This window comes from Natrialba swarupiae (assembly GCF_008245225.1).
GTDB lineage: Archaea > Halobacteriota > Halobacteria > Halobacteriales > Natrialbaceae > Natrarchaeobius > Natrarchaeobius swarupiae.
The window spans coordinates 1-21,210 of the sequence record NZ_VTAW01000016.1 but is presented as its reverse complement, the minus strand read 5'-3'; the positions used below and the strand labels follow the sequence as shown (position 1 = coordinate 21,210).

21 protein-coding genes are annotated in these 21,210 nt (G+C 64.8%); 11 read left to right on the top strand and 10 right to left on the bottom strand.

Going from position 1 to position 21,210, the window contains the following annotated elements; genetic code table 11:
- Window positions 1-109: 109 nt before the first annotated feature.
- The 4 genes from FYC77_RS12725 to FYC77_RS12710 all read right to left on the bottom strand — a co-directional run bounded on the left by FYC77_RS12725 (window position 110) and on the right by FYC77_RS12710 (window position 4,870).
- Window positions 110-1,870, bottom strand: a complete 1,761-nt coding sequence (locus tag FYC77_RS12725; RefSeq protein ID WP_149081876.1) for a YcaO-like family protein — start codon at window positions 1,868-1,870, stop codon at window positions 110-112.
- Window positions 1,871-2,014: 144 nt separating this feature from the next.
- On the bottom strand, window positions 2,015-3,175 hold the full coding sequence (locus FYC77_RS12720; RefSeq protein WP_149081875.1) for a hypothetical protein: 1,161 nt from the start codon (window positions 3,173-3,175) through the stop codon (window positions 2,015-2,017).
- Between the two features lie 60 nt (window positions 3,176-3,235).
- Window positions 3,236-4,309, bottom strand: coding sequence for an Mrp/NBP35 family ATP-binding protein (locus FYC77_RS12715; protein ID WP_149081874.1), 1,074 nt, complete (start codon window positions 4,307-4,309; stop codon window positions 3,236-3,238).
- Window positions 4,310-4,546: 237 nt separating this feature from the next.
- A complete protein-coding gene (locus FYC77_RS12710; protein ID WP_149081873.1) occupies window positions 4,547-4,870 on the bottom strand; it encodes a hypothetical protein in 324 nt (107 codons plus the stop codon).
- 146 nt (window positions 4,871-5,016) lie between these two features.
- On the opposite strand from FYC77_RS12710, the gene FYC77_RS12705 reads away from it, so the two are divergent.
- The 4 genes from FYC77_RS12705 (at window position 5,017) to FYC77_RS12690 (ending at window position 9,376) form a co-directional block, all read left to right on the top strand.
- A complete protein-coding gene (locus FYC77_RS12705; protein WP_149081872.1) occupies window positions 5,017-6,003 on the top strand; it encodes a 5-methyltetrahydropteroyltriglutamate--homocysteine methyltransferase in 987 nt (328 codons plus the stop codon).
- A complete protein-coding gene (locus FYC77_RS12700; RefSeq protein WP_149081871.1) occupies window positions 6,000-7,067 on the top strand; it encodes a methionine synthase in 1,068 nt (355 codons plus the stop codon). Before FYC77_RS12705 ends, FYC77_RS12700 begins: the two co-directional genes overlap by 4 nt.
- A gap of 77 nt (window positions 7,068-7,144) precedes the next feature.
- Window positions 7,145-7,996, top strand: a complete 852-nt coding sequence (locus tag FYC77_RS12695; RefSeq protein ID WP_149081870.1) for a translation initiation factor eIF-2B — start codon at window positions 7,145-7,147, stop codon at window positions 7,994-7,996.
- Between the two features lie 93 nt (window positions 7,997-8,089).
- On the top strand, window positions 8,090-9,376 hold the full coding sequence (locus FYC77_RS12690; RefSeq protein ID WP_149081869.1) for a TIGR00341 family protein: 1,287 nt from the start codon (window positions 8,090-8,092) through the stop codon (window positions 9,374-9,376).
- 24 nt (window positions 9,377-9,400) lie between these two features.
- Here FYC77_RS12690 and FYC77_RS12685 read toward each other — a convergent pair whose 3' ends face one another.
- Window positions 9,401-10,096 carry a ThuA domain-containing protein gene (locus FYC77_RS12685; RefSeq protein ID WP_149081868.1) on the bottom strand — a complete coding sequence of 232 codons (696 nt, stop codon included), beginning with the start codon at window positions 10,094-10,096 and terminating at the stop codon, window positions 9,401-9,403.
- A gap of 269 nt (window positions 10,097-10,365) precedes the next feature.
- Between FYC77_RS12685 and FYC77_RS12680 the strand changes: the two genes are divergently transcribed.
- A complete protein-coding gene (locus FYC77_RS12680; protein ID WP_149081867.1) occupies window positions 10,366-11,475 on the top strand; it encodes a Gfo/Idh/MocA family protein in 1,110 nt (369 codons plus the stop codon).
- Between the two features lie 173 nt (window positions 11,476-11,648).
- Here the strand turns inward: FYC77_RS12680 and psmB are convergent, their stop codons facing one another.
- Both psmB and FYC77_RS20485 read right to left on the bottom strand, forming a co-directional pair.
- Window positions 11,649-12,380, bottom strand: a complete 732-nt coding sequence (gene psmB, locus FYC77_RS12675; RefSeq protein WP_149081866.1) for an archaeal proteasome endopeptidase complex subunit beta — start codon at window positions 12,378-12,380, stop codon at window positions 11,649-11,651.
- A 215-nt stretch (window positions 12,381-12,595) separates the two neighbouring features.
- Window positions 12,596-12,769, bottom strand: coding sequence for a hypothetical protein (locus FYC77_RS20485; protein ID WP_202911833.1), 174 nt, complete (start codon window positions 12,767-12,769; stop codon window positions 12,596-12,598).
- 389 nt (window positions 12,770-13,158) lie between these two features.
- Between FYC77_RS20485 and FYC77_RS12670 the strand changes: the two genes are divergently transcribed.
- From FYC77_RS12670 to FYC77_RS12655, 4 genes are all read left to right on the top strand, one after another.
- Entirely contained in the window at window positions 13,159-13,509 is a 351-nt protein-coding gene (locus tag FYC77_RS12670; RefSeq protein ID WP_149081865.1) for a DUF555 domain-containing protein, read from the top strand.
- A 75-nt stretch (window positions 13,510-13,584) separates the two neighbouring features.
- Window positions 13,585-14,124 (top strand): CBS domain-containing protein, encoded by a 540-nt coding sequence (locus tag FYC77_RS12665; protein ID WP_149081864.1) that lies wholly within the window; start codon window positions 13,585-13,587, stop codon window positions 14,122-14,124.
- Between the two features lie 249 nt (window positions 14,125-14,373).
- Window positions 14,374-15,861, top strand: a complete 1,488-nt coding sequence (locus FYC77_RS12660; protein ID WP_149081863.1) for a metal ABC transporter solute-binding protein, Zn/Mn family — start codon at window positions 14,374-14,376, stop codon at window positions 15,859-15,861.
- A gap of 3 nt (window positions 15,862-15,864) precedes the next feature.
- A complete protein-coding gene (locus FYC77_RS12655) occupies window positions 15,865-16,848 on the top strand; it encodes a metal ABC transporter permease (RefSeq protein WP_149081862.1) in 984 nt (327 codons plus the stop codon).
- Between the two features lie 134 nt (window positions 16,849-16,982).
- On the opposite strand, the gene FYC77_RS12650 is transcribed toward FYC77_RS12655, so the two are convergent.
- The 3 genes from FYC77_RS12650 to FYC77_RS20480 form a co-directional block, all read right to left on the bottom strand.
- Entirely contained in the window at window positions 16,983-17,492 is a 510-nt protein-coding gene (locus FYC77_RS12650; RefSeq protein WP_238386938.1) for a hypothetical protein, read from the bottom strand.
- A 101-nt stretch (window positions 17,493-17,593) separates the two neighbouring features.
- On the bottom strand, window positions 17,594-19,096 hold the full coding sequence (gene guaB, locus FYC77_RS12645) for an IMP dehydrogenase (protein WP_149081861.1): 1,503 nt from the start codon (window positions 19,094-19,096) through the stop codon (window positions 17,594-17,596).
- Window positions 19,097-19,264: 168 nt separating this feature from the next.
- The gene (locus tag FYC77_RS20480; RefSeq protein WP_202911832.1) at window positions 19,265-19,405 is read right to left on the bottom strand and encodes a hypothetical protein; all 141 of its coding nucleotides are present in this window, start codon (window positions 19,403-19,405) and stop codon (window positions 19,265-19,267) included.
- Window positions 19,406-19,545: 140 nt separating this feature from the next.
- Between FYC77_RS20480 and FYC77_RS12640 the strand changes: the two genes are divergently transcribed.
- Together FYC77_RS12640 and FYC77_RS12635 are read left to right on the top strand one after the other, a co-directional pair.
- Window positions 19,546-20,034: a DUF309 domain-containing protein gene (locus FYC77_RS12640; protein ID WP_149081860.1), complete on the top strand. Its 489-nt coding sequence runs from the start codon at window positions 19,546-19,548 to the stop codon at window positions 20,032-20,034.
- A 222-nt stretch (window positions 20,035-20,256) separates the two neighbouring features.
- Window positions 20,257-21,054, top strand: coding sequence for a M14 family metallopeptidase (locus FYC77_RS12635; RefSeq protein WP_149081859.1), 798 nt, complete (start codon window positions 20,257-20,259; stop codon window positions 21,052-21,054).
- The last annotated feature ends 156 nt before the right edge of the window (window positions 21,055-21,210 follow it).

Sequence of the window (21,210 nt, the reverse complement as noted above, 5' to 3'; positions counted from 1 at the left end):
GACAGTGGCGAAACGTCGTTACGTCCGGGACGACCGCTGTAGAAGAACCCCGATAGCGGCGTCGCCCCGGCCGCGTCAGCTGATACGGTTTGCCGTCAGTCCGTATGAATCAGGGGTAGGGATGATACGGCCGCTCGAGGCGCGCCTCGAACCCGAGGTCCTCGGGGACCGTCCGGGCTCGCTCGCCGAAAAACGGCGTTCCGGTGAACAGCGGTTGCGCGCCGGGGACGACGACGCGAACCGCCTCGAACCCGATCGCTTCCACGTCGCGTGTGGTCACTCGCGCCGCGTACGGAACCAACCCGACGTCCTCGAGGCGGTCGACGACCGACTCGAGTGCGTCGGTTCCCGCCGGAACGTCGGTGGGCCCCACGCTCTCGGCCGGAACGGTTCGATCGACGTCGACGAACTCACGGGCCGGGTCCGGGTACGAGGCGTACTCGCCGATCTCTCCCGACGCCTCCGCCGCGTCGTCGGGACCGAGATTCCGGAGTTCCATCCAGTTTTGAAGGGCTTCCTCGAGTGCGGCCGTCGCCGCGGCCGTCGCGTCGAGGTCGGCCGCAGAGCCGGCGGCGAACGCCGGCCACGCGTCGTCCGTCGTCTCGACGCCAGCTTCGGGAACCGACGCCGAATCCCGGTGGACGGCGACGGCGACGACGGGAACGTCGACGTCCTGCGTGACGAGCAGCGGCGTCACCTCGAGTCCCTCGCTTTCGGCGCGGCGCTCGAGGGTCTCGAATCGCTCGTCGTCGACCGTGAGTCCGAGCGAGTCGAACGTCGAGTACCACGCGAGCATGGTGGCATCGCGCTCGATCACTTCCGTCAGCCCCGACAGCAGGGCGTCGACGGTCGACGAGCCGAGGCCGAGTCCGGTCGTGATCGCGGGGACGAGCCGCTCGCCGGGCTGGGGGAACTGGACCGCAGCGGCCGGCAACTGCGCCGGGTCGCCGGTCGCGAGGTTCTCGCCGTCGACCCAGCGGCGTTCGACCGTGGGGTCGTACGACGGCGCGTCGTCCGGGCGGACGAGTTCCGTGGGCGAAACGGGGTTCTCGAGGTCCGTTTCGCTCGCGTGGACGAACTCGTCGTCCCGGTAGACGCCAGCGCAGTAACGCTCGAGGCCCTCGCCGACGGCTTTCATCAACGCCGCGTTCCAGTCGTCGGCGACGCCTGCGGCCTGTTTCGGCGCGCTCGCGTCGCTGAAACCCTCCGTTTCGGCGTTCGTCGCGAGATAGTACGGTGCGGGAAACGATTCGACCTCTCCGATGCTCGCGACGATCCCCATCCGATCGTCGATCGTCGCTTCGACGCGTTCGACCGCCACATCGAGCGAGAGCGACTCGTCGTCGTACTCGAGTGTCCGGTCGCGGTCCTCGTCGGCACACCGACAGCCGGGAACCGGGAGCAGCCGTCGACGTCGGTGTGGGAGTTCGACGATGTGGCCGATCACGGATCGCTCGTCGCCGGAGAGAACGCGAACGCACTCTCGGCCGGCGAGTGCGCCGGCGAGGCGTGCGGTCGAACGATCGGCACTCGGGCGCTCGGTCGTCTCCGGATCGTGCGACGCCACGCGCGTGCGGAGGCAGTCGAAACAACCGGTCGCCGGCGCGAACCCCGACACCGCGGCGTCTACCGATTCGAGCGGATGACCGCCGACGCCACCGATCTCGACGGCGATCCACGGCGTTCGGCCGGACAAGGCCGCCTCGTTTGCTCGTTCTAGCGTACTCGAGCCGGCAACGTCGGCAACGACGCCGAACCTCGCGTCGGCGAGGTCGTTCGGACTGGCGTCCATGACCGAGACGTCGACGTCTCCCAGCGCGGCGACGACGGCCTCGTAGACCGGATCGTCGCCGACGACGTGAACCTGCATGTTCGTACGCTCGCAGTCGGGGGCAAAAAAGGCCGCGACGAGACTGACTGCTACGGTCTGGGATGACTGGTACGGACTGCTGTCATTTCCGATGCAACAACGGCACGTAGCGGTTGCACCGGTATATCGGTACAGCGATCCGTCTCACTCGAGGAGATCGAACGCGACCGCGAGCGGGTCGTCACCGGGGGCGCCCCAGTAGGCAAACCGGTACCGTCCGGCAGCGAGGTCCGGACAGATCTCGAGGTCCTCGCCGCGGAAGTGATCCGCGAGGATGCCCGATTCGGTGAGTTCGAGCGTCCACTCGAAGCCTTCGCCGGGTGGGTGTAAGATTCCCTCGTCGGTGTACCCAAACGTCGCCTCACCGATCGTTCCCCGAATCTCGATCCATCCCTCCTCGGTCAGACGCTCGAGGGCGTACTTGCTCGCGTTGCCGGTCGTCACGTAGTCGGTCGAGACGTTACGCATCCAGATGTCCAACTCGTCCCCGTACTCGAACTCGAGGTCCTCGGACTCGCCGCCGACTCTAGCGCCGTCGATCCGCATCGCCAACAGGGGAGTCCCGTCCTCGTCGCGGACCTCACCCCACGCGACGGCCCCGCGATCACTCCAGAGCCGTTCGAAGTCGGAATCGTCGCACTCGAGGGAGTCCGGAACCGATTCGGGTTCCTCGGTCGGGCGAACGGCTCCCGGAAGCAGATCCGGGTCGACCAACCCGTCGACCGACTCGACCTCGGTTTCCTCCCCCCAGCCGTCGACGATCGAAAACGCGGCCGCCGTCGGAAGGTCGTCGCCGGTGACGCGGACGAGCGCCGACGGGTAGGTGATCGACTCTCCACAGGCCTCGTCGGGCTCGCTCACGTCGACGGCTCGAGCGGTTCCAGTAATCACACCATCCCCGTCGTTCGCGTTCTCCGCGGCCGAGACGGCGACGTTGTCGACTTCGATCTCGGCGTAACACGTGTTCGGGCCGACTGTCTGGACGACAAGAACTCTCGACTCCTCGAAGTCGGTGTCGGCGAACCACTCCTCGAGCCCGTCGATCTCGTCGGGATCGTCGACCGGCCACAGCGCGTCCCGTTCGGACTCGATGACGGAGACGAACCCGTTTTGATCCTCTTCGAAGGCCCACAGCGGCCGTGAGAGCGAGGGTCCGAGCTGGAAGGTTTCGACCGCCGGGGACCCGCCGCCGTCGCCCGACGAACCGGTTCCGATCTGCTCTCCGAGACAGCCCGCGAACGCGGACGTACCGACGCCGACAGTGGCGGTAGCCAGAATCGCGTCGCGTCGGCTAAATCGTTCCATACGAACGAGTACAGACAGAACGGATAAATGCCTTCAGGAAGGTAAAAGTCGCGTTTTTCCTTACTGATCCGGAGACGGTGTCTCGCTCGCCCGACCGCTCGAGACCCCCCGCCGGTGGACGATCCCGGTGTTGTTCGCTACGTTCTCGGTGATCGTCCGGAACGCATCACCTGTGTCGCCGTCCTCGAGGACGGTCGGCGTCCCACCGTCGCCGCCCTCGCGAACGGCCGGATCGAGCGGGATCGAGCCGAGAAACGGCATCTCGTGGGTCTCGGCGAACTCCTCGCCGCCGCCGGAGCCGAAGATGTCGTGTTCGCTGCCACAGTCCGGGCAGGCGAACGTCGACATGTTCTCGGCGATGCCGAGGACGACCGTCTCGTGTTTGGCGAACATCTCGAGGCCCTTGCGGGCATCGTCGAGCGCGACGTCCTGGGGCGTCGTGACGATGACCGCACCCGTGACGGGCATCGTCTGGAGCATCGTCAGCTGGGTGTCTCCGGTACCGGGCGGGAGGTCGATCACGAGGTAATCGAGGTGGCCCCACTCGACGTCCTCGGTGAGTTGGGTGATGACCTTGTGGACCATCGGACCGCGCCAGATGACGGGGTCGTCCTCGCCGGTCAGGAAGGCCATGCTCATCAGCTTCACGCCGTACTTCTCGGGCGGGACCAGGGTCTCCTCTTCGGTCGCCATCGGTGGCTCGTCGGCGTCGACCATCCGCGGGACGTTCGGCCCGTAGACGTCCGCGTCGAAGAGGCCGACGCGCGCACCCAGCCGAGAGAGGCCAGCCGCGAGGTTGACCGCGACGGTCGACTTGCCGACGCCGCCTTTACCGGAGGCGACGGCGATCACGTTTTTCACGTTCGGAAGCACCTGTTCGTCGTTCGTGACGTCGTCACGATCGGGGATGCTCGCCGAGAGATCGGGCTCGAGCCCCTCGTCGACGAGAACCTCGCGGATCTCGCCCGCGAGAGCGGTCTCAGACGGCGAGTACGGCGCGCCGAGCGCGAGGTCGATCGCGACCTCCTCGCCCTCGACGGTAATCTCGTTGACGAGTCCGAGCGAAACGATATCGTCGCCGAGTTCCGGATCCTCGACCGTCCGGAGGCGGTCGCGAACGGCGGCTTCGTCCATGTCGGTAGGTACCTCCGGGCGTCGAAAAGGGTTGTGTTCGGTCCGGGGCACGGTTTCAGGAGACTCTGGCAAACGGTTACCACAGTCCGTCTCAGCGATCGAAGAGGTAGTCGTCCGGCGGCGACTCGAGGCCGGTATCGACGTCACAGTCGAGAAACTGCGCCAAGTCCCCCTGGCGGACGAGGACGGACCCGTTCTCGAGGTCCCGGACGTTCCACGCCGGTGCCTCGAGTGTCGCTACGCGTCGAAGTCGAACCGCGGCCCGCCGTAGGTCGGCGGGTTCGGCTCGAGTTCCACCCCCCGCTCGTAGCGGACGAAATTCAGATAGAAGGGACGACCGCAGCCCTCGATCGCCTCTCCCTCGAGGTCGGTGACGGGGCCGTCTTCGCCGCAGATAAAGGCGATCCCGTCGGCCGACTCGAGGTCGTCGTCGCCCGGCTCGGCGTACTCCCACCCGGGCTGGGCGGTCATCGTGACCGATCGGTCGGCGAGGGAGGGAGCGCGTTCGACGCTCGTGACGGCACCGCAGGTGGGGCACGTGTATCGAACAGTGAGGGTCATCGAATGGGTTAGAATCGGTGAGGACGTAAACCTGTGGGCGCCGTCGGCGTCTGGAGGGAAGCCTCAATTTTCGGCGCGCGTAATTAACGACAATTATTTCCTACGTAGATGGGATTCATATTGGTAATGGTTTATTGCTAACACGTATGGTCGAATACGTTTCAACCACGACGGGGCTGTTCCCGCTTCCGGACTGGGCCAAGGAGGAACTGACAGATCTGAAAGGACACCAGAAAGCGGACATGGTCTCCGGCGACGAGACCGAGGAGATCGAGGCGGTCTACGACCGCGCTCGAGCCGAGATCCTGTCGACCCAGCGCGCGGCCGGCGTCGATCTGCTGGTCGAAGGCCAGTACCGCTGGGACGACATGGTGACCCACGTCCTCTCGGTGAACGAGAGCGTCGAGACGACCGGGATCGCACGATACTACGACAACAACAACTTCTACCGGAAGCCGATCGTCACCGACGACCTCGAGCCAAGCGGCGACGTCGCCGACGAACTCGAGGCCGCGGCCGCGTTCGCCGACGGGGCGCTCCAGGCGGTACTCCCTGGCCCCTACTCGCTCGCGCAGTTAGCCGACGACGACCACTACGGCGACGACGGTGAGTTCCTCGCGGCGCTCGCCGACTGCCTCGCGGGCGAGGCGGAAGCGTTCCCCGACGTCGAGGCCCTGACCCTGCTCGAGCCGTCGCTGGGCGTCACCGATCCGGACGAGCCGGATCGAGTCCGCGAGGCGCTCGAGACGGTTTCCGACGCCGTCGACGCCCCGGTCGTCGTCTACACCTACTGGGGCGCGCTCGAGGTGGACCTGTACGCAACGGTGCTGGACGCCGACGTCGACGCGGTCGGCTTCGACCTGGTCACTGCCGAGGAGTCGGCGCGGTCGCTCGTTTCGGAGCACGGAACGCCCGACTCCGTCGCGCTCGGTGTCGTCGACGGCCAGAACACCCGCGTCGAGTCGGCCGAGGAGATCCGGGCGACCGTCGACGAGTTCGTGGATGCGGCCGGCGACCTCGAGACGGTGTACGTCACCGCGAACACGGGGCTGTTCTACCTCCCGACGAACCGATTCGAGGCGAAACTCGAGGCGCTTGGGCGGGCGACCGAACCTGAGGTGGCCAGCGTATGACCGGCCCTCGCGAGCAGTTTCGGCCCGACGATCACCCGAACGAGCACTTCCTGCTGACGACCGTCGTCGGCTCGTATCCGAAGCCGAAGTGGCACGACCGGGCGCGGGAGCTGTTCGAGGACCCGGATGGCGATCTCGACCGGGGGGCGTGGGAGAAAGCCAAAGACGACGCGTCCCGCGCGATCGTCGACGAACACGAACGTGCGGGGATCGACGCCGTCACGGACGGCGAGATGCGCCGCACCGAGATGGTCGAGTACTTCGCCGACCGGATCGACGGCTACGAGCGAAACGGCCGCGTCAAGGTCTGGGGGCACAACTACTTCGACAAACCGAGCGTCTACCGCGAAGTCGAGTACAGCGACTCGTGGCTGGTCGACGAGTACGAGTTTACCAGCGACGTTGCCACGCACCCGGTGAAAGTTCCGATCACCGGCCCCTATACCCTCGCGAGCTGGTCGTTCAACGAGGCCTACGAGGACGACGCGGCACTCGCTATCGCCCTCGCGGACCTGGTCAACGACGAAATCCAACAGCTGGTCGATGCCGGCGCGCGCTACATCCAGATCGACGAGGCGGCGCTCGCGACGACCCCCGAGGACCACGCCATCGTCGGCGAGTGTTTAGAGCGCATCGTCGACGGCCTCCCCGAGGACGTCTACGTCGGCCTCCACGTCTGCTACGGCGACTACTCCCGGATCTACCCCGAGATCCTCGAGTTCCCCGTCGACGAGTTCGACCTCGAACTCAACAACGGCGACTACGACCAACTCGAGGTGTTCCGGGAGCCGACGTTCACGAAGAACCTCGGCTTCGGAGCCGTCGACGTCCACGCGGCCGAAGCCGAGTCGGTCGCGGAGATCAAAGCCAACATCCGCCGTGCTCTCGAGGTCGTCCCGCCCGAACGGCTGACGATCAGCCCCGACTGCGGGATCAAACTCCTCCCGCGCGAGGTCGCCTACGCCAAACTCGAGAACATGGTACAGGCCGCACGGGAGATCGAAGCCGAACTCGACGACGGCACGGTCGAAGCTACGGCACCGGCCCCGGGCGCGGCGGACTGACTGCACCAACGTTTTGCGCAGTGGCGACGACCGAGCGAGGCGCAACACCTTTCCCGTTCACCGAAATCCTTTGTCGTATGATCGACGAGACGGTCGAGGAGATCCAGGAGATGCAGACCCACAGCTCCTCGGTGGTCGCCGTTCGGGCGACCCGGGCGCTCGAGGAGTTGACCGGACGGGAGTTCGCCACCGTCGAGGAGTACGTCCGCGCGCTCGAGCGCAACGGCTCGGTACTCCGGCGGGCGAACCCCTCCCACGCGTCGCTCCAGAACGCCGTCAGGGGCGTCGTCGAGGACGTCACGGACGCCGACCTCGAGAGCGTCGCGGAGGCGAAGGAACTGACCAGAGAGCGGATCGACGCCGTCGTCTCCCGGATCGAATCGGCGAAAGACCGGGCCGCCGAGAACGCGGTGGCCCACCTCGAGGACGGCGCGACGCTTCTGACCCACGACTACTCCTCGACGGTGATCGAGGCGCTCGAGCGCGCGACCGACGCGGGAAAGCGCTTCGACGTCTACGTCACAGAGGCCCGACCCCGCTACATCGGTCGCAAGACGGCCCGAACCCTCGCCGGGATGGACGGCGTCGAGGCGACGCTGATCACGGATAGCGCCAACGGCTTCGCCCTCGAGGAGTGTGACCGTGTCGTCGTGGGAATGGACTGCATCGTCGACGAGACGCTGTACAACCGGGTCGGGACCTTCCCGATCGCCGCGACGGCGGCCCAACTCGACGTCCCCGTCACCGTCCTCGGATCGGCCGCGAAGATCGTCTCCGAAGGGTTCGTCTTCGAGAACGACTTCCGCTCGAGCGTCGAGGTCATGCCCGAACCCGCCGAGGGGTTCGACGTGGAGAACCCCGCCTACGACGCGACGCCGACGTCGTTGCTCGAGAGCGTGATCACCGACGAGGGCCGCCGGGAGTTCTGAACCCGATACTGGGACGTTCCCACGTTTGTTCGGAGACGTGACTGTCTTCGAGCCGTGGCGAGACCATTAGCCGTTAACCGGTGTACGGTGGGTATGCGCCTCGTGCAGGTGTTCGTTCCGGAGGGGGATCTCGACCTCGTCATCGAGACGGCAGACGAGATCGGCGTCGACTACGCCGTCTCCGAGGAGACCAGTCGCGGGGAGTTCGAGGCGGTCGTCTCGATGCCGGTCCCGCCGGCCGCCGTCGAACCGCTGCTCTCGGCGCTTCGAGACGCGGGTTTCGACGAGGATTCCTACACCGTCGTGACCGCGGCGGAGACGATCGTCTCGAGCCGGACGGAGGAACTGGTCGACGAGTTCGTCGGGACGAGAATCTCGCGAGAGGAGCTGAGCGCTCGAGCGGCGGATCTCGCGCCGGCGGCGTCGACGTACTTCGTATTGCTGGTGGTGAGTACGGCGATCGCGACCGCCGGATTGCTGCTCGACTCGGCGGCGACGATCATCGGTGCGATGGTCGTCGCACCGCTTATGGGCCCGGCACTTGCGGCCAGCGTCGGCGTCGTCGTCGACGACGACGAACTGGCGACCCGCGGCGTCGTCTTGCAGGTCTTCGGCCTCCTGGCGTCGATCGCGACGGCCGCCCTGATCGGCTGGCTCCTCCGCGGGACCGTGTTGCTCCCGCCAGGGTTCGACGTCACGACGGTTCCACAGGTCAGAGAGCGGATCACGCCGGATCTCCTCGCGGTATTTCTCGCCCTCGGATCAGGGATCGCCGGCGTCGTGAGCCTCGTTCGGAACGTTGGCTCCGTCCTCGTCGGCGTTGCGATCGCGGTCGCGCTCGTTCCGCCGGCCGCGACGGTTGGCCTCGGCATCGCTTGGGCACACCCGACGATGATCGTCACCGCGGGGACGCTCGTCCTCGTCAACATGCTCTCGATCAACCTCACCGCGTTGATCCTGCTGTGGATCTCGGGATACCGCCCACACCGCGGCGCGAACGTCGACCGCGTCTACGGCCGCATTCGCTCTCGAGTCGCCGTGCTGGTGGTCGCCATCGCCGTCCTCTCGCTCGTCCTCGGCGGCGTCACCTACGGCACCTACCAGACCGCCGCGGTCGAACACGACGTCCAGACCGAACTCGCGACTATGAGCGACGACCCCGCCTTCGCGGAGCTCGAGTTTCGCGAACAGGACGTCCAGTACGAACTCGTCGACGTCTACGCGGACAACCGGCCGGTCGTGACCGTCCTGGTCGAACGGCCGCCCGGCGAGAGGGAACCCGACGACTTCGCGGATCGGGTCAGAGAACGACTCGAGGCGGCGACAGGTGTCGAACTCGAGGTGATCGTCGAGCTGGTGGACACTCGTCGAAGCGGATGAGCTGGCGATATAGGTGTTCCGGGGCTACTCCCGTTCGCCGAACGTCCGCGGGGCGCCCTCCGTCGGCGTCGCCCACTCGACGGCGTTGCGAAGCACCCGCCGAATCTCGTCGTTCTCGTAGATCGGGAACGTCTCGTGACCCGGCCGGAAGTAGAAGATCCGGCCGTTCCCACGCTGGTAACAGCAGCCGCTACGGAACACCTCGCCGCCCTCGAACCAGCTCGTAAACACCAGTCGGTCGGGTTCGGGGACGTCGAAAGGTTCGCCGTACATCTCAGTTTCCGGCAGCTCGATCGATTCGTCGAGCCCGTCGGCGATCGGGTGGCCGGGATCGACGACCCACAGCCGTTCGGTCCCGCCGTCTTCGCGCCACTGCAGATTACAGGTGGTTCCCATGAGCCGCTTGAAGATCTTCGAGAAGTGCGCCGAGTGAAGGACGAGGAGCCCCATTCCCTCGAGGACGCGCTCCTGGACGCGGTCGACGATCTCGTCGTCGACCTCGTCGTGGGCCTCGTGGCCCCACCACACCAACACGTCCGTTCGCTCGAGGACCTCCTCGGTGAGCCCGTGCTCTGGTTCGTCGAGCGTCGCTGTTTCGACCTCGTGGTTGCCCTCGAACACGCCAGCGAGCGTAGCGTGGATTCCGTCGGGGTAGATCGCCGCGACCTCGTCGTCCTCGCGCTCGTGTCGGTACTCGTTCCAGATCGTGACGCGTACCATATGCGTCGTCCATCGGCCAGACTCTTAGCTGGGTCGATAGACGAGCTGACCAGCAACCCGCTCTACGCGCCAAATGGTGGACATTCACTCGAAATATATCATTTTATCTGAGAATCTTCCACCCATGACCGATTTATCAGTCACAACCCTTATTTTGGTCGCGAACCGGGTACTCACATGGACCACCGGGCTCACGTGCAACTGACCGCGAAACGGCATCTTTCTCACCGCCTGCTCTCCCTCATCGTCGATAAATCAGGTGTTTACACATGACCGGTGCGGAGATCGGGGTTGGTATCGTCGGGCTCGGCGGGATGGGGACCCTCCACGCCCGGAGCCTTGAGGATCTCGGTGCGGATATCGTTGCCGGCGCGGATCTCGTCGACGCACAGCGTCGCCGGTTCGCCGAGACGTTCGACGCGACGACCTACGAGACCCACGAGGGACTCGTCGTCGACGACGCGGTCGACGCGGTAGTCATCGCGACGCCGAATCGGTTTCACGAACCGATCGCCGTCGCCGCACTCGAGGCCGGACATCACGTCCTCGTCGAGAAGCCACTGGCACATACGCTCGAGAGCGCCGAACGGATCGCCGACGCGGCGAGACACGCGGAGGGGATCTGTATGGTCGGATTTCACAACCGCCACGCCGCGTCGATGGCCATGTTCGAGGAGTACAATTCTCGCGGTCGCTTCGGAGATCTCACGCACGTCGAGGCGAACTATGTCCGGCGACGCGGCGTTCCCGGGCCTGGCTCGTGGTTTACCGACCGAGATCTCGCTGGCGGTGGCGCGTTACTCGACATCGGCGTTCACGCACTCGACCTCGCACTCTATGCGCTCGATTTCCCGGAGATCACCGAGGTGTCGGGAGTCACCAGAACCACGTTCGGCACCCGCGAGGAGTACGCCGATCCGGACGGGTTCGGCGACAACTGGAACGCCGAGGCCGACACGTACGAGGTCGACGACTCGGTGACCGCGTTCATCCGCTGTGAGGGCGGACGCACGATCTCGCTCGAGGCGGCGTGGGCGACCAATCGAGAGGAGAGCATGGACTTTCGCGTCCGCGGAACGCAGGCGGGCGCGCAGTTCGATATCGGCGAGACCGAGCTGACCATCCTCGAAGCGGGGACGACCGGCTGTGATCACTACTCGAACGTGAACTTGACCGGTGACCCCTCGATGACCGGCTACGCGAAACAGGACGAGCAGTTTCTCACGACGATCGCAAGCGGCGGTGAGCCCCTGGCTAACACGATTGACGAAGCGCTTCTCGTCCAGCGGGTGATCGATGCCATCTACCGCTCGAGCGAGTCCGGCCGGGCCGAACCCGTCTCGACGGCTGAACTCGAGTGCACCCCACGAGCCGACTGATCTGCCACTGTTTTCGGCCGGACAACCGGTTTCGAGCGACGGTGTCGTAAATCGCGTCTCGATGTCGACGGTCCGACGTATCCAATGCTCTCGAGTGTGAACGGAGCATGCACTCGCTCGAGGAGAGATCGGAAAAGCGGATCGTCGATCCGTCGGCCGAGGCGGCTGACCCGTTAGACCACGTCGTCGAAGTCGTGGTGGCCGTGGATGTCGACACCCTCGTCGGTGATCTCACAGAGGAAAACGCCGTTTCCGGAGCCGGTATCACGCTCGGCGGCGGATTTGATGCCGCGGGCGGCGATCGTCGTTGCCTCGTCGTTCGAGAGGTCGTCCTCGTAGGCCTGTTCCAGGTGGCCGTAGGCGAGTTGCATTCCGCTTCCGGTGACGGTGTAGTCGTCTTCCATGACGCCGCCGGCCGGATCGATACTGTAGACGTGACTGCCCTCGTCGTCGACGCCACCGAGGATCGGGTGGATCGCGAAGAACGGCCCGCCGCGAGCGAAGTTCCCCGCGAGCGTCGCGAGCGCGTCGATGCTCATGTCCTCGCCGCGTCGCGCTCCGAAGAGGTTGACCTCTGCGCGCAGACTCGCGATGAACGACTGAGCGCCGCCGACGCTGCCGACCATCGTGAGTGCAGCGGTGGGGTGGATCTGTTCGACCTTCTGGACGTTCTTGTTGGAGACGAACCGGCCGCCGAGGCTGGCGCGCATGTCCGTCGCGATGACGACGCCATCGGCGGTCGTGATGCCGATCGTCGTCGTTCCCGTTTTGTTCACGTTGTCCAGGTCAGCGCGTGTAACGTCGTTGCGCGGCAGGGATCCAACTTCCGGCTCGTAGGGGTTTGGATCGCTAGCCAACTGATCGACCGTTCGCGAAAACTCGGAGTCGTGAGTCGGTGTTCGCATTGACAGACCTTTACGACCGGCACGGTATAAAAGAGCGGCGTTCACCTCCGTCGTTTCCGCTTTAGGTGGTGTCCGACCGCCGGTGGTCCGATCGCCGCTGTCCGCCGACAGGTGTCGTGCGGACTGCTGTCCCGATCTCCCGGTGTGGCCGCGACCGCTCTGTGGTCCCACCCGGAACGACGGATCGCATACCGTTCGAACTGGCGTGTGTTACGTCATTGAGCGTGGGCGGTCTCGTACGCCTGTTCGACGTTCGAGAGCAGACGGTGGATTGGCAGGGAGAGCCCGGCCTGTCGGGTGGCGATTGCGAGCGGCATTGCGACGATTCCGATCACAATACACAGTTGGTACAGTGCGAACAGCGTCGCGCGGTACACGCGGGATATCATCAGCGTTCAGCCGTGCTCAGACGCAGGGAGTATATAAGTTTTCTTGAATCGTGAAGACTATAATGGTTATTAATAGTCTTTCAGGTCGCCGGAGTCATGCGATTCAACTGAGCTTTCGTCGGGAGAAACCAGAGGCGCACTCGAGTGGAGATCCGACTAAGCAGGGAAGAATCGACCGACACAATTCTCGTAACTTATCGCCATTATTCGGCTCACGTGCGCGCCGAATGCGCCGTGTGGACGCCTGTCAGCCCGTTTCGGCCCACACGCGGTAGTAACTCTGCAACTGATTGCAGTGACTACTATCGAATCCGTCTCGGTAAAATCGCCGATCGACGAGCAAAAAGCCGAACCGCAAAGCAGGAAACCCCTGGGACCATCGAGGACGTATGGGAAACTATCTCGTCGCGATGGAAGCCGCGTGGCTCGTTCGTGACGTCGAGGAGATTGACGACGCAATCGGCGTCGCCGTAAGCGAGGCTGGGAAACGACTGAACAACGAGGGGATGGAGTACGTCGAGGTCGAGGTCGGCGCTACCGGCTGTCCCGCGTGTGGGGAGCCGTTCGATTCGGCGTTCGTCGCGGCGGAGACCGCCCTCGTCGGTCTCGCACTCGAGATGGACGTGTTCAACGCCGACGGGGAAGAACACGCCTCGAGGATCGCAAAGAGCGAAGTCGGTGGCGCGTTGCGCGACGTCCCACTCTCCGTTATCGAAGTCATCGAGGTTCCCGACGAGTAACTATCGGTGACGGGCGATCCGCCAAGGCTGTACGGCACCCAAAACACTTTCTATAACCCGTAGTTATGTGTCGGTATGGAACTGCCGACACCAGCGGACCTGCGTCAGCGACGGACCGATCTCGGGCTCACCCAGAGCGAACTGGCCGACAAAGCCGACGTCTCACAGCCGTTGATCGCCCGTATCGAAGGCGGTGACGTCGATCCCCGCCTCTCGACGCTCCGTCGAATCGTCAACGCCCTCGAGAAAGCCGAAAGCGACGTCGTTCGGGCCGATGATCTGATGAACGAAGCCGTCGTCAGCGTCTCACCCGACGATCCCGTGAGCGAGGCCGCACGGAAGATGGAGTCGGAAGCGTACTCCCAACTCGCGGTGATCCAAGAGGGGATCCCCGTCGGATCGATCAGCCAGAGCGATCTAGTCCACGTCGACTCCGGCGCTCGAGACGAACCCATCGAAGACCACATGAGCGAGAGCTTTCCGACGGTGTCGAAAGACGCGACGCTCGACGAGATCGGCAACTTACTCGAACACTACAAGGCCGTGATGATCACGGAGGCCGGCGACACCGTCGGAATCATCACGGAAGCGGACGTCGCCAGCCGTCTCTCGTGAGAGCGGCGACGGCGACCTCGCCCACCGGTTCGAAACGCGGCTGTACGCCCAACGGCGCACAAACGGCCTCTCGAGGCTGATTCTCCGGGTCCACCGTGGCAGCGCTTTTTCAGGGAATATCCGATAGGACCCCTTATTATTCCCCCATATTCTGCCCAATTGTTTACTTATTCAGGGTGACAACGGAGTTAGCGCAGTATTTGGCCCCATTCACAGCACGTATTACCACGCCACGGCGAGAGTCGAAGCATGAACCAGACGCGGCGGACGTTTCTGATCGCCGGTGGAACCGCATCGGTGAGCGCCGTCGCCGGCTGTCTCGAGGAGTCAGACCGATCGACCGACTCCTCCCATCGTGGGGACCGACGAGCGTACGCGTCGTTTTTTACGCTCTCGGAGTTCACGCGAGCGGTGGTCGGCGACGCGTACGAGGTCGACAACGCCGTTCCGTCGGGCCAACACGGTCACGAGTGGCAGCCGTCGGTCGACGTCCTCCCGACCGTCGTCGAGTCGGACGTCTTCGTCTACCTCGGCGTCGAAGGGTTCCAGACCTGGGTCGACGACGCCGTCGACCGGATCGACGTCGACCACGCCGACGACGTTGCACTCGTCGACGCCGCAGCCGGGATCGATCTCCTCGAGTACGACGGTGCGCACGGTCACACACACGAGAACGACGGCCACAGCCACGGAGACGGCCACGGACGCGCTGAAGCGGACGGCGAGATCGCCCACGCCCGTTCGATCCAGGCGATCGACCTCATCGATTCCGAGACCGACGAGCGCGTCGCCGACGCACACGGCGACCACTGGCACGGTGGCCCACTCGCGGTCGCCGTCAACGGCTCGCGAACGCTCGAGGCAATCGTCGAGGACGAAGACGGCGAAACGATCGATCCCTCGACGGATAGGTACTCGATCGATGTCCGAATCACGGGCGGCGACGCGTTCGCTGCCGTCGACGGTGGCGGCGATCACGTCCACGTCCGGGGCGACGGAGACGGAACCGCGACGCTCGTCGTCCAGTTGCTCGTCGAGGACGAGGTCGTCTGGGAGTCACCCGGACTGGACGTTCGTGTCGGTGACGGCGACGACGGCCGTCCCGACGGTAGTGCGGACGATCATGGCCACTCCCACGACGACGGCGAACACGGTCATGGCCACGGAGACGGCGGTCACGACCACTCCCACGGCGAGTACGACGCGAAGTTCTTTTCCGATCCGGTCTTGGCTCAGAGGGGGGTCGAGATCATTCGGGACCGCCTGATCGAAATCGACCCCGATCGAGAGTCCGTCTACACGTCGAACGCCGCCGACTACCTCGAGCAACTCGAGGCGCTCGACGACCGGTATCGCGAGGCGCTCTCGGATCGGGAACACGACCACGTCTTGCTGGCGGGACACGACTCGTTTCAGTATCTCGGCGAACGCTACGGCTTCGAGATTCACACACCGATGGGACTCTCGCCGGACGACGAACCGAGCGGTACCGAGATCGCGGCCGCAGTCGAGTTCGCCGAGGAGCACGGCCTCGAGTACGTCCTCTGGGACTATTTCGACGGCCCGGAGCTGGCGGAGACGATTGCGGCGGAAGTCGACACCGTGGTGGGCACCGAGATGGTGTCGCCGGCCGAGAGCGTCGTCGAAGCCTGGGACGAGGAGGGGTACGGCGGCTACGTCGGTCAGATGGTGGAGATCAACCTCCCGGCCTTCCGCAGAGCGCTCGGTGCCCGATAGCCGATGCGACGATCGCTCGCGCTGGTCGTTCGGGCGATGCTCGGAACGATCGCAGGTGCGGTCCTCGTCGTTTTCCTCCCGGTCGCGTTCGGCGTGATGCCCGAACGGTTCTTCGACGCTGGCTGTTCGACCGGCCGCGCGCTCGGCACCGAGATGGGGTGTTATCGCTTCATGTGGAACACGATCACGGTCGGCGTCTTCATCGGCATCGTCGGCCCACTCATTGGGGTCTTCCTCGTTCACCGGGAGATGTCGCTGATCGGCGAGACGCTTGCACACACCGCCTTCGCCGGCGTCGCGTTCGGAACCCTGCTGTTCGCGGCCTCGGGGTGGGACGCTCGCCTGTTGCTCGTCGCGCTCGCCGCCGCGGTCGTGGGTGCCCTCGGCGTCCAGGCGCTTGCCCGCCGAACCGGGTCGTACGGCGACGTGCCGATCGCGATCGTACTTACCGGGAGTTTCGCGCTCGGAACGCTGTTCATCGACGTCGGCGGCGGATTCGCGTTCGTCGACATCAACAGCTACCTGTTCGGCAACATCTCGATCACCGACGAGCGAAGCGTCACCCTGATGGCCACCCTCAGTCTCCTCGTCGTCGCGGTCGTTGCGCTCTCGTACAAACAGTTTCTGTTCATCACGTTCGACGAACGCGCCGCTCGAGTCGCCAGAGCGCCGGTATCCGCCTACAACACCCTGCTGATCGTCCTGACGGCGCTCGTGATCGTCGGGGCGATGCAGATTCTGGGCGTCATCCTCGTTGCCGCGATGCTCGTCGTCCCCGTCGCGTGTGCGTCCCTGATCGCAGGGAGCTTTCGCGAGACGGTGTACACCGCGATCGTCGTCGGAGAACTCTCCGTCCTCGTCGGAATCGTCCTCTCGTGGACGTTCGCGCTCCGTCCGGGAGCGACCATCGTCGTGATCGCGATCGGTCTCTACCTCGTCGCAGCCCTCCGAACGGATCGAGCTGGTGACGTGAGTGGAACTCACTGATCGATCGCTCGAAAACGACGACCCTGGTCTGGTGGTAGGTGGTCTGCCGGTATCGGCGTACAGCGGTCCGTCGCAGTCGTTCGTACTGGGAGCGTCGTCGGTTGACACTCAACCGGAATCGGTCTCGACACCGCTCAGTCAGAATCGTCGCTGTCCGGATCGTCGCCGACGGGAACTCCGTCGTCTGGACCGACGGGAACCTCGTCACTCTCACCGGCGTCTTCCGTCTCGTTTATCGTCTCACCGCTGTCCTCGCGTCGGACCTCGACGACGAAGTCCTCGTCGAGCCAGACGAGAACGAGGCCGGTATCCGGCGTGATCGTCACCTCGCGTACCTCCGTCTCGTCGTCGTTTTCCACGTCGAACCTGGTGATCCGAAGCGTCTGGTAGACGCCCTCGAGATGGGGAGGAATGACGTTTTCGCCGGGCGTAACCGCGTAGGCCTCCTCGTAGGTCTGGCGGTTCGTCTCGCGCTCGTAGGCGACCAGCTGGACGTTGTAGTACTGGTCGCTCTCGCTGTAGATCTCGATCGGCACCACACCCTGGACGCTTCCCTCGAAGTGCTCCTGGACCCCCTCGAGACAGCCCGCGAGGCCGACAGCTCCGAGCACACCGGCAGACTGCAGTACCGTACGGCGGTTCACACCCCTCACTCGGGACCGGACGAACGTAGGCGTTACCTTCTCGACTCGAGTGACGATCCGGTCCCCGTCCCCAGAACGATCCACAGATAGACGAGAGCGGGTCAGTCGCTGTCCGGCGAGTAGTTCGGCGCCTCGTCGGTGATGACGACGTCGTGGGCGTGGCTCTCGGCCTGTCCAGCCGAGGAGACGCGGACGAACTCGGAGCGCTCCTTGAACTCCGGGATGGTGCCCGCGCCGACGTAGCCCATTCCCGACTGCATGCCGCCGGCGAGTTGGTGAAGTTCGGACTTGAGCGTCCCCTTGTAGGGCGTCGCAGCCTCGACCCCCTCGGGGACGTACTCGTCGTCGTCCGCCGGATCGTCCTTGAGGTACCGATCGCCGTCGCCGGATTTCATCGCACCGACCGATCCCATCCCGCGGTACTGTTTGTACTTTTTCCCGTTCATCGTCACGACGCGGCCGGGCGCTTCCTCAGTGCCTGCAAAGTACGAGCCGAGCATGACTGCGTCGGCGCCGGCTGCGATCGCCTTGATCGCGTCACCCGAGTACCGGATGCCGCCGTCAGCGATCACCGGAACGTCGTGTTCGGCCGCGACGTCTGCAACCTGTGCGACCGCCGTGATCTGGGGCATCCCCGCACCGGAGACGATGCGAGTCGTACAGATCGAACCGGGGCCGATGCCGACTTTGATCCCGTCTGCGAAGTCGACCAGTTCCGCGGCGGCCTCGCGCGTGCCGACGTTCCCCACCACGATGTCGGCCTCGACGGCCTCGTCGATCTCGCGGGCACCCTCGATCACGTTCATGTTGTGTGCGTGGGCGGTGTCGATAAAGAGCACGTCCGCATCCGCTTCGTCGGCCGCCTCGGCGCGCTCGAGTTCGAACGGGCTGACGGCGACACCACAGCGAAGACGGCCGTCCTCGTCTCGAACTGCCTCCTTGTACTCCCGGCGCTGGAGGATGCCCTGCATCGTCACGAGACCGACCAGCAGGTTCTCGCCGTCGACGACGGGGACGCGTTCGATCTTGTGATCGTACATCAGATCGAACGCATCACGCGCGTCGATGTCGGTCGGCGCGGTGATCACTTCGTCGGTCATCGCCTCCGTCACCGGATCGTCCTCGTTGACCTCGAGGTGTGGACGAATGTCCGTACTCGAGATGATCCCCAGAACCTCGCCGCGAGTGTTGACGACCGGCGCGCCGCCGACGCCCTCGCGGGCCATCAGGTCGTCGACTTCCCGGACGGACATTTCGGGGTCTGCCGTGACGACCGACTCGAGTGGGATGATGAGTTCGTCCGCGCTCTTGACGCGGTCGATCTCCTCGACCATCTCGTCGACGTTCATATTGCGATGGAGGATGCCGAGACCGCCGTGGCGAGCCATCGCGATCGCCATGCCGCTCTCGGTGACGGTATCCATCGCCGCCGAGAGAATTGGAACGGAAACCTCGACGGATGTCGACACGCGAGAGGTCAGGTCGGCGTCGTCCGGCTCGACGCGGCTCTCTTTCGGCCGCAACAGGACGTCGTCGAAGGTCAACGCTTCCGGTACCTCGAGTTTCGAAGAATAGGGCCCGTGCTCGGGAACGTCGTTCGCCATGTAAACTGTCCGCCCCCTCCGGCCAAAAGCGTTGCGAGACGCGAGACCGAGTGTGAACGTCTCACGGACTCGCGGTCTGGGGCTGAGGCGGATTACTGTTAGGCGGCTCCGGCACACCCGCGTCCGTTCGACGACTCTGCCGGGAGATCGGACGCCACCCGCCCCCTGTCACGTACTGGGGCCGAGGCGAACGCCGTCGAAGACGTCTTCTGCGTACCGCTGGTCGCAGTTCAAACACTGGTAACCGCCGTCGGCGTGTTCGTAGAGACGTTCTCCGCAGTCCTGGCACTTCCCGCGCGGATAGTTCATTCGCTCGAGTCGTCTCACCGACCCGTTATAAGTTCGTCCGTCGATCTGTCCGTCCTTTTTCTACTCGTCGAGCTGTTCGTCCTTTTTCAGTCCGCAGACGATGGATCGTCTTTTTTGGCACCCCCGTCGTACGGTCTGTCGTGGACGACCACACCAGTAACCCGGATACCCCACCTCCGTCGTCTGGGGAGCCGACAGGGTGGCTCGCCGCCGAGGGGCGCTGGGCGCACGCGACACTCCGGGAGGCGACGGTCCACGGCGTGCGTCTGTTCAACGCCGGCGACTACCACGAGAGCCACGACTGCTTCGAACTCGAGTGGTACAACTACGGCCGGGGGACGACCGAGAGCGCGTTCCTCCACGGGATGGTCCAGGTCGCCGCCGGCGCGTACAAACGACACGACTTCGACACCGACGACGGCATGCGGTCGCTCTTCCGGACTGCGCTGCAGTATCTCCGTGGCGTTCCCGCGGACTACTACGGCGTCGACGTCCTCGAGGTCCGGACGGTTCTGACGAACGCACTCGACGACCCCGAACGGATCGACGACTGGCGAATCCGGCTCGACGGCGACCGACCGACGGCCCGGCCTGTCGAGTACGCCTACCTCGAGGACCTCGAGGACTGATACGGTTTGCTGTACCGATCTCCCGAGATAACCGGAGTCCGAAAGCGGTTGTGCGGGACTGACGAACAGTAGACCCTCTAACCGGCACGAGCCACGACGAGCCGTTCCGCCGACACCTTCGTGTGAAACCATCACACGAGGTGGCTGTCGGACCTGTCCCGTGTGTGATCAGTTTTGCGACGGACCGAACGGCCTTTGAAGACGTAGCCCAACTAGCAGGTAATGAGAGTCGCACAGCTCGGGTCGGGAACGCCGGAGATTGCGGTCGTCGCCGGTATTCACGGCGACGAGCCCTGTGGCGTTCGCGCCGTCGAACGACTCCTCGACGATCCACCCGCCGTCGAGCGACCCGTGAAACTCGTCGTCGCCAACGAAACGGCCCTCGAGCGCCGCGTTCGGTTCGTCGACGAGGATTTGAACCGGACGTTTCCCGGCGACCCGAACGCGAAGACCCACGAGGGACAGCTCGCACACCGACTCGTCGAGGAACTCGAGGGGTGTCTCACCTTCTCGATGCACTCGACACAGAGCCACGCCGAACCGTTTGCGATCGTCAACGGCATAAGCGAGACCGCACACGAGGTCGTTCCACAGCTCCCCGTCGTGGCGATGGTCGAGACCAGCAACTTCTCGGAGGGACGGCTCTTCTCCGAGATCCGGACGATCGAGGTCGAATGCGGCCTCCAGGGCTCGGAGACAGCAGCCGAGAACGCCGACCGGCTGACGCGGTCGTTCCTGACCGCCGTCGACGCACTGCCGGGGGATACGGTCGGACGGGACCTCCCAGTGTTTCGGCTCACCGACGTGATCTGCAAGGACCGAGCCGACACCTACGAGGTGTTCGTCGACAACTTTACCGAAGTCAGCGCTGGCGAGACGTTCGCCGCCGCCGACGGCGACGTCCAGGTCGCAGGAGAGTCGTTTTACCCGATTCTCATGTCGCCGAACGGTTACCGGGACGTCTTCGGCTACGCCGCCGAGAAGACCGACGTACTGACGTCGCCGCCGGCAGCCGACTGACCGGCTCGAGTCCGTCAGTTCGGTCGCCCGTTCGTTTTTCGTCTCCGTCGATTTCCGACCGTGACGCCCGCGAGTTAGTCTCAGTCGATCACACCGACAGCCTCACTGTCTTGTCCAGTAGGCGCTGAATCTGGTTGAACTGTGCTCGGCCCGTCT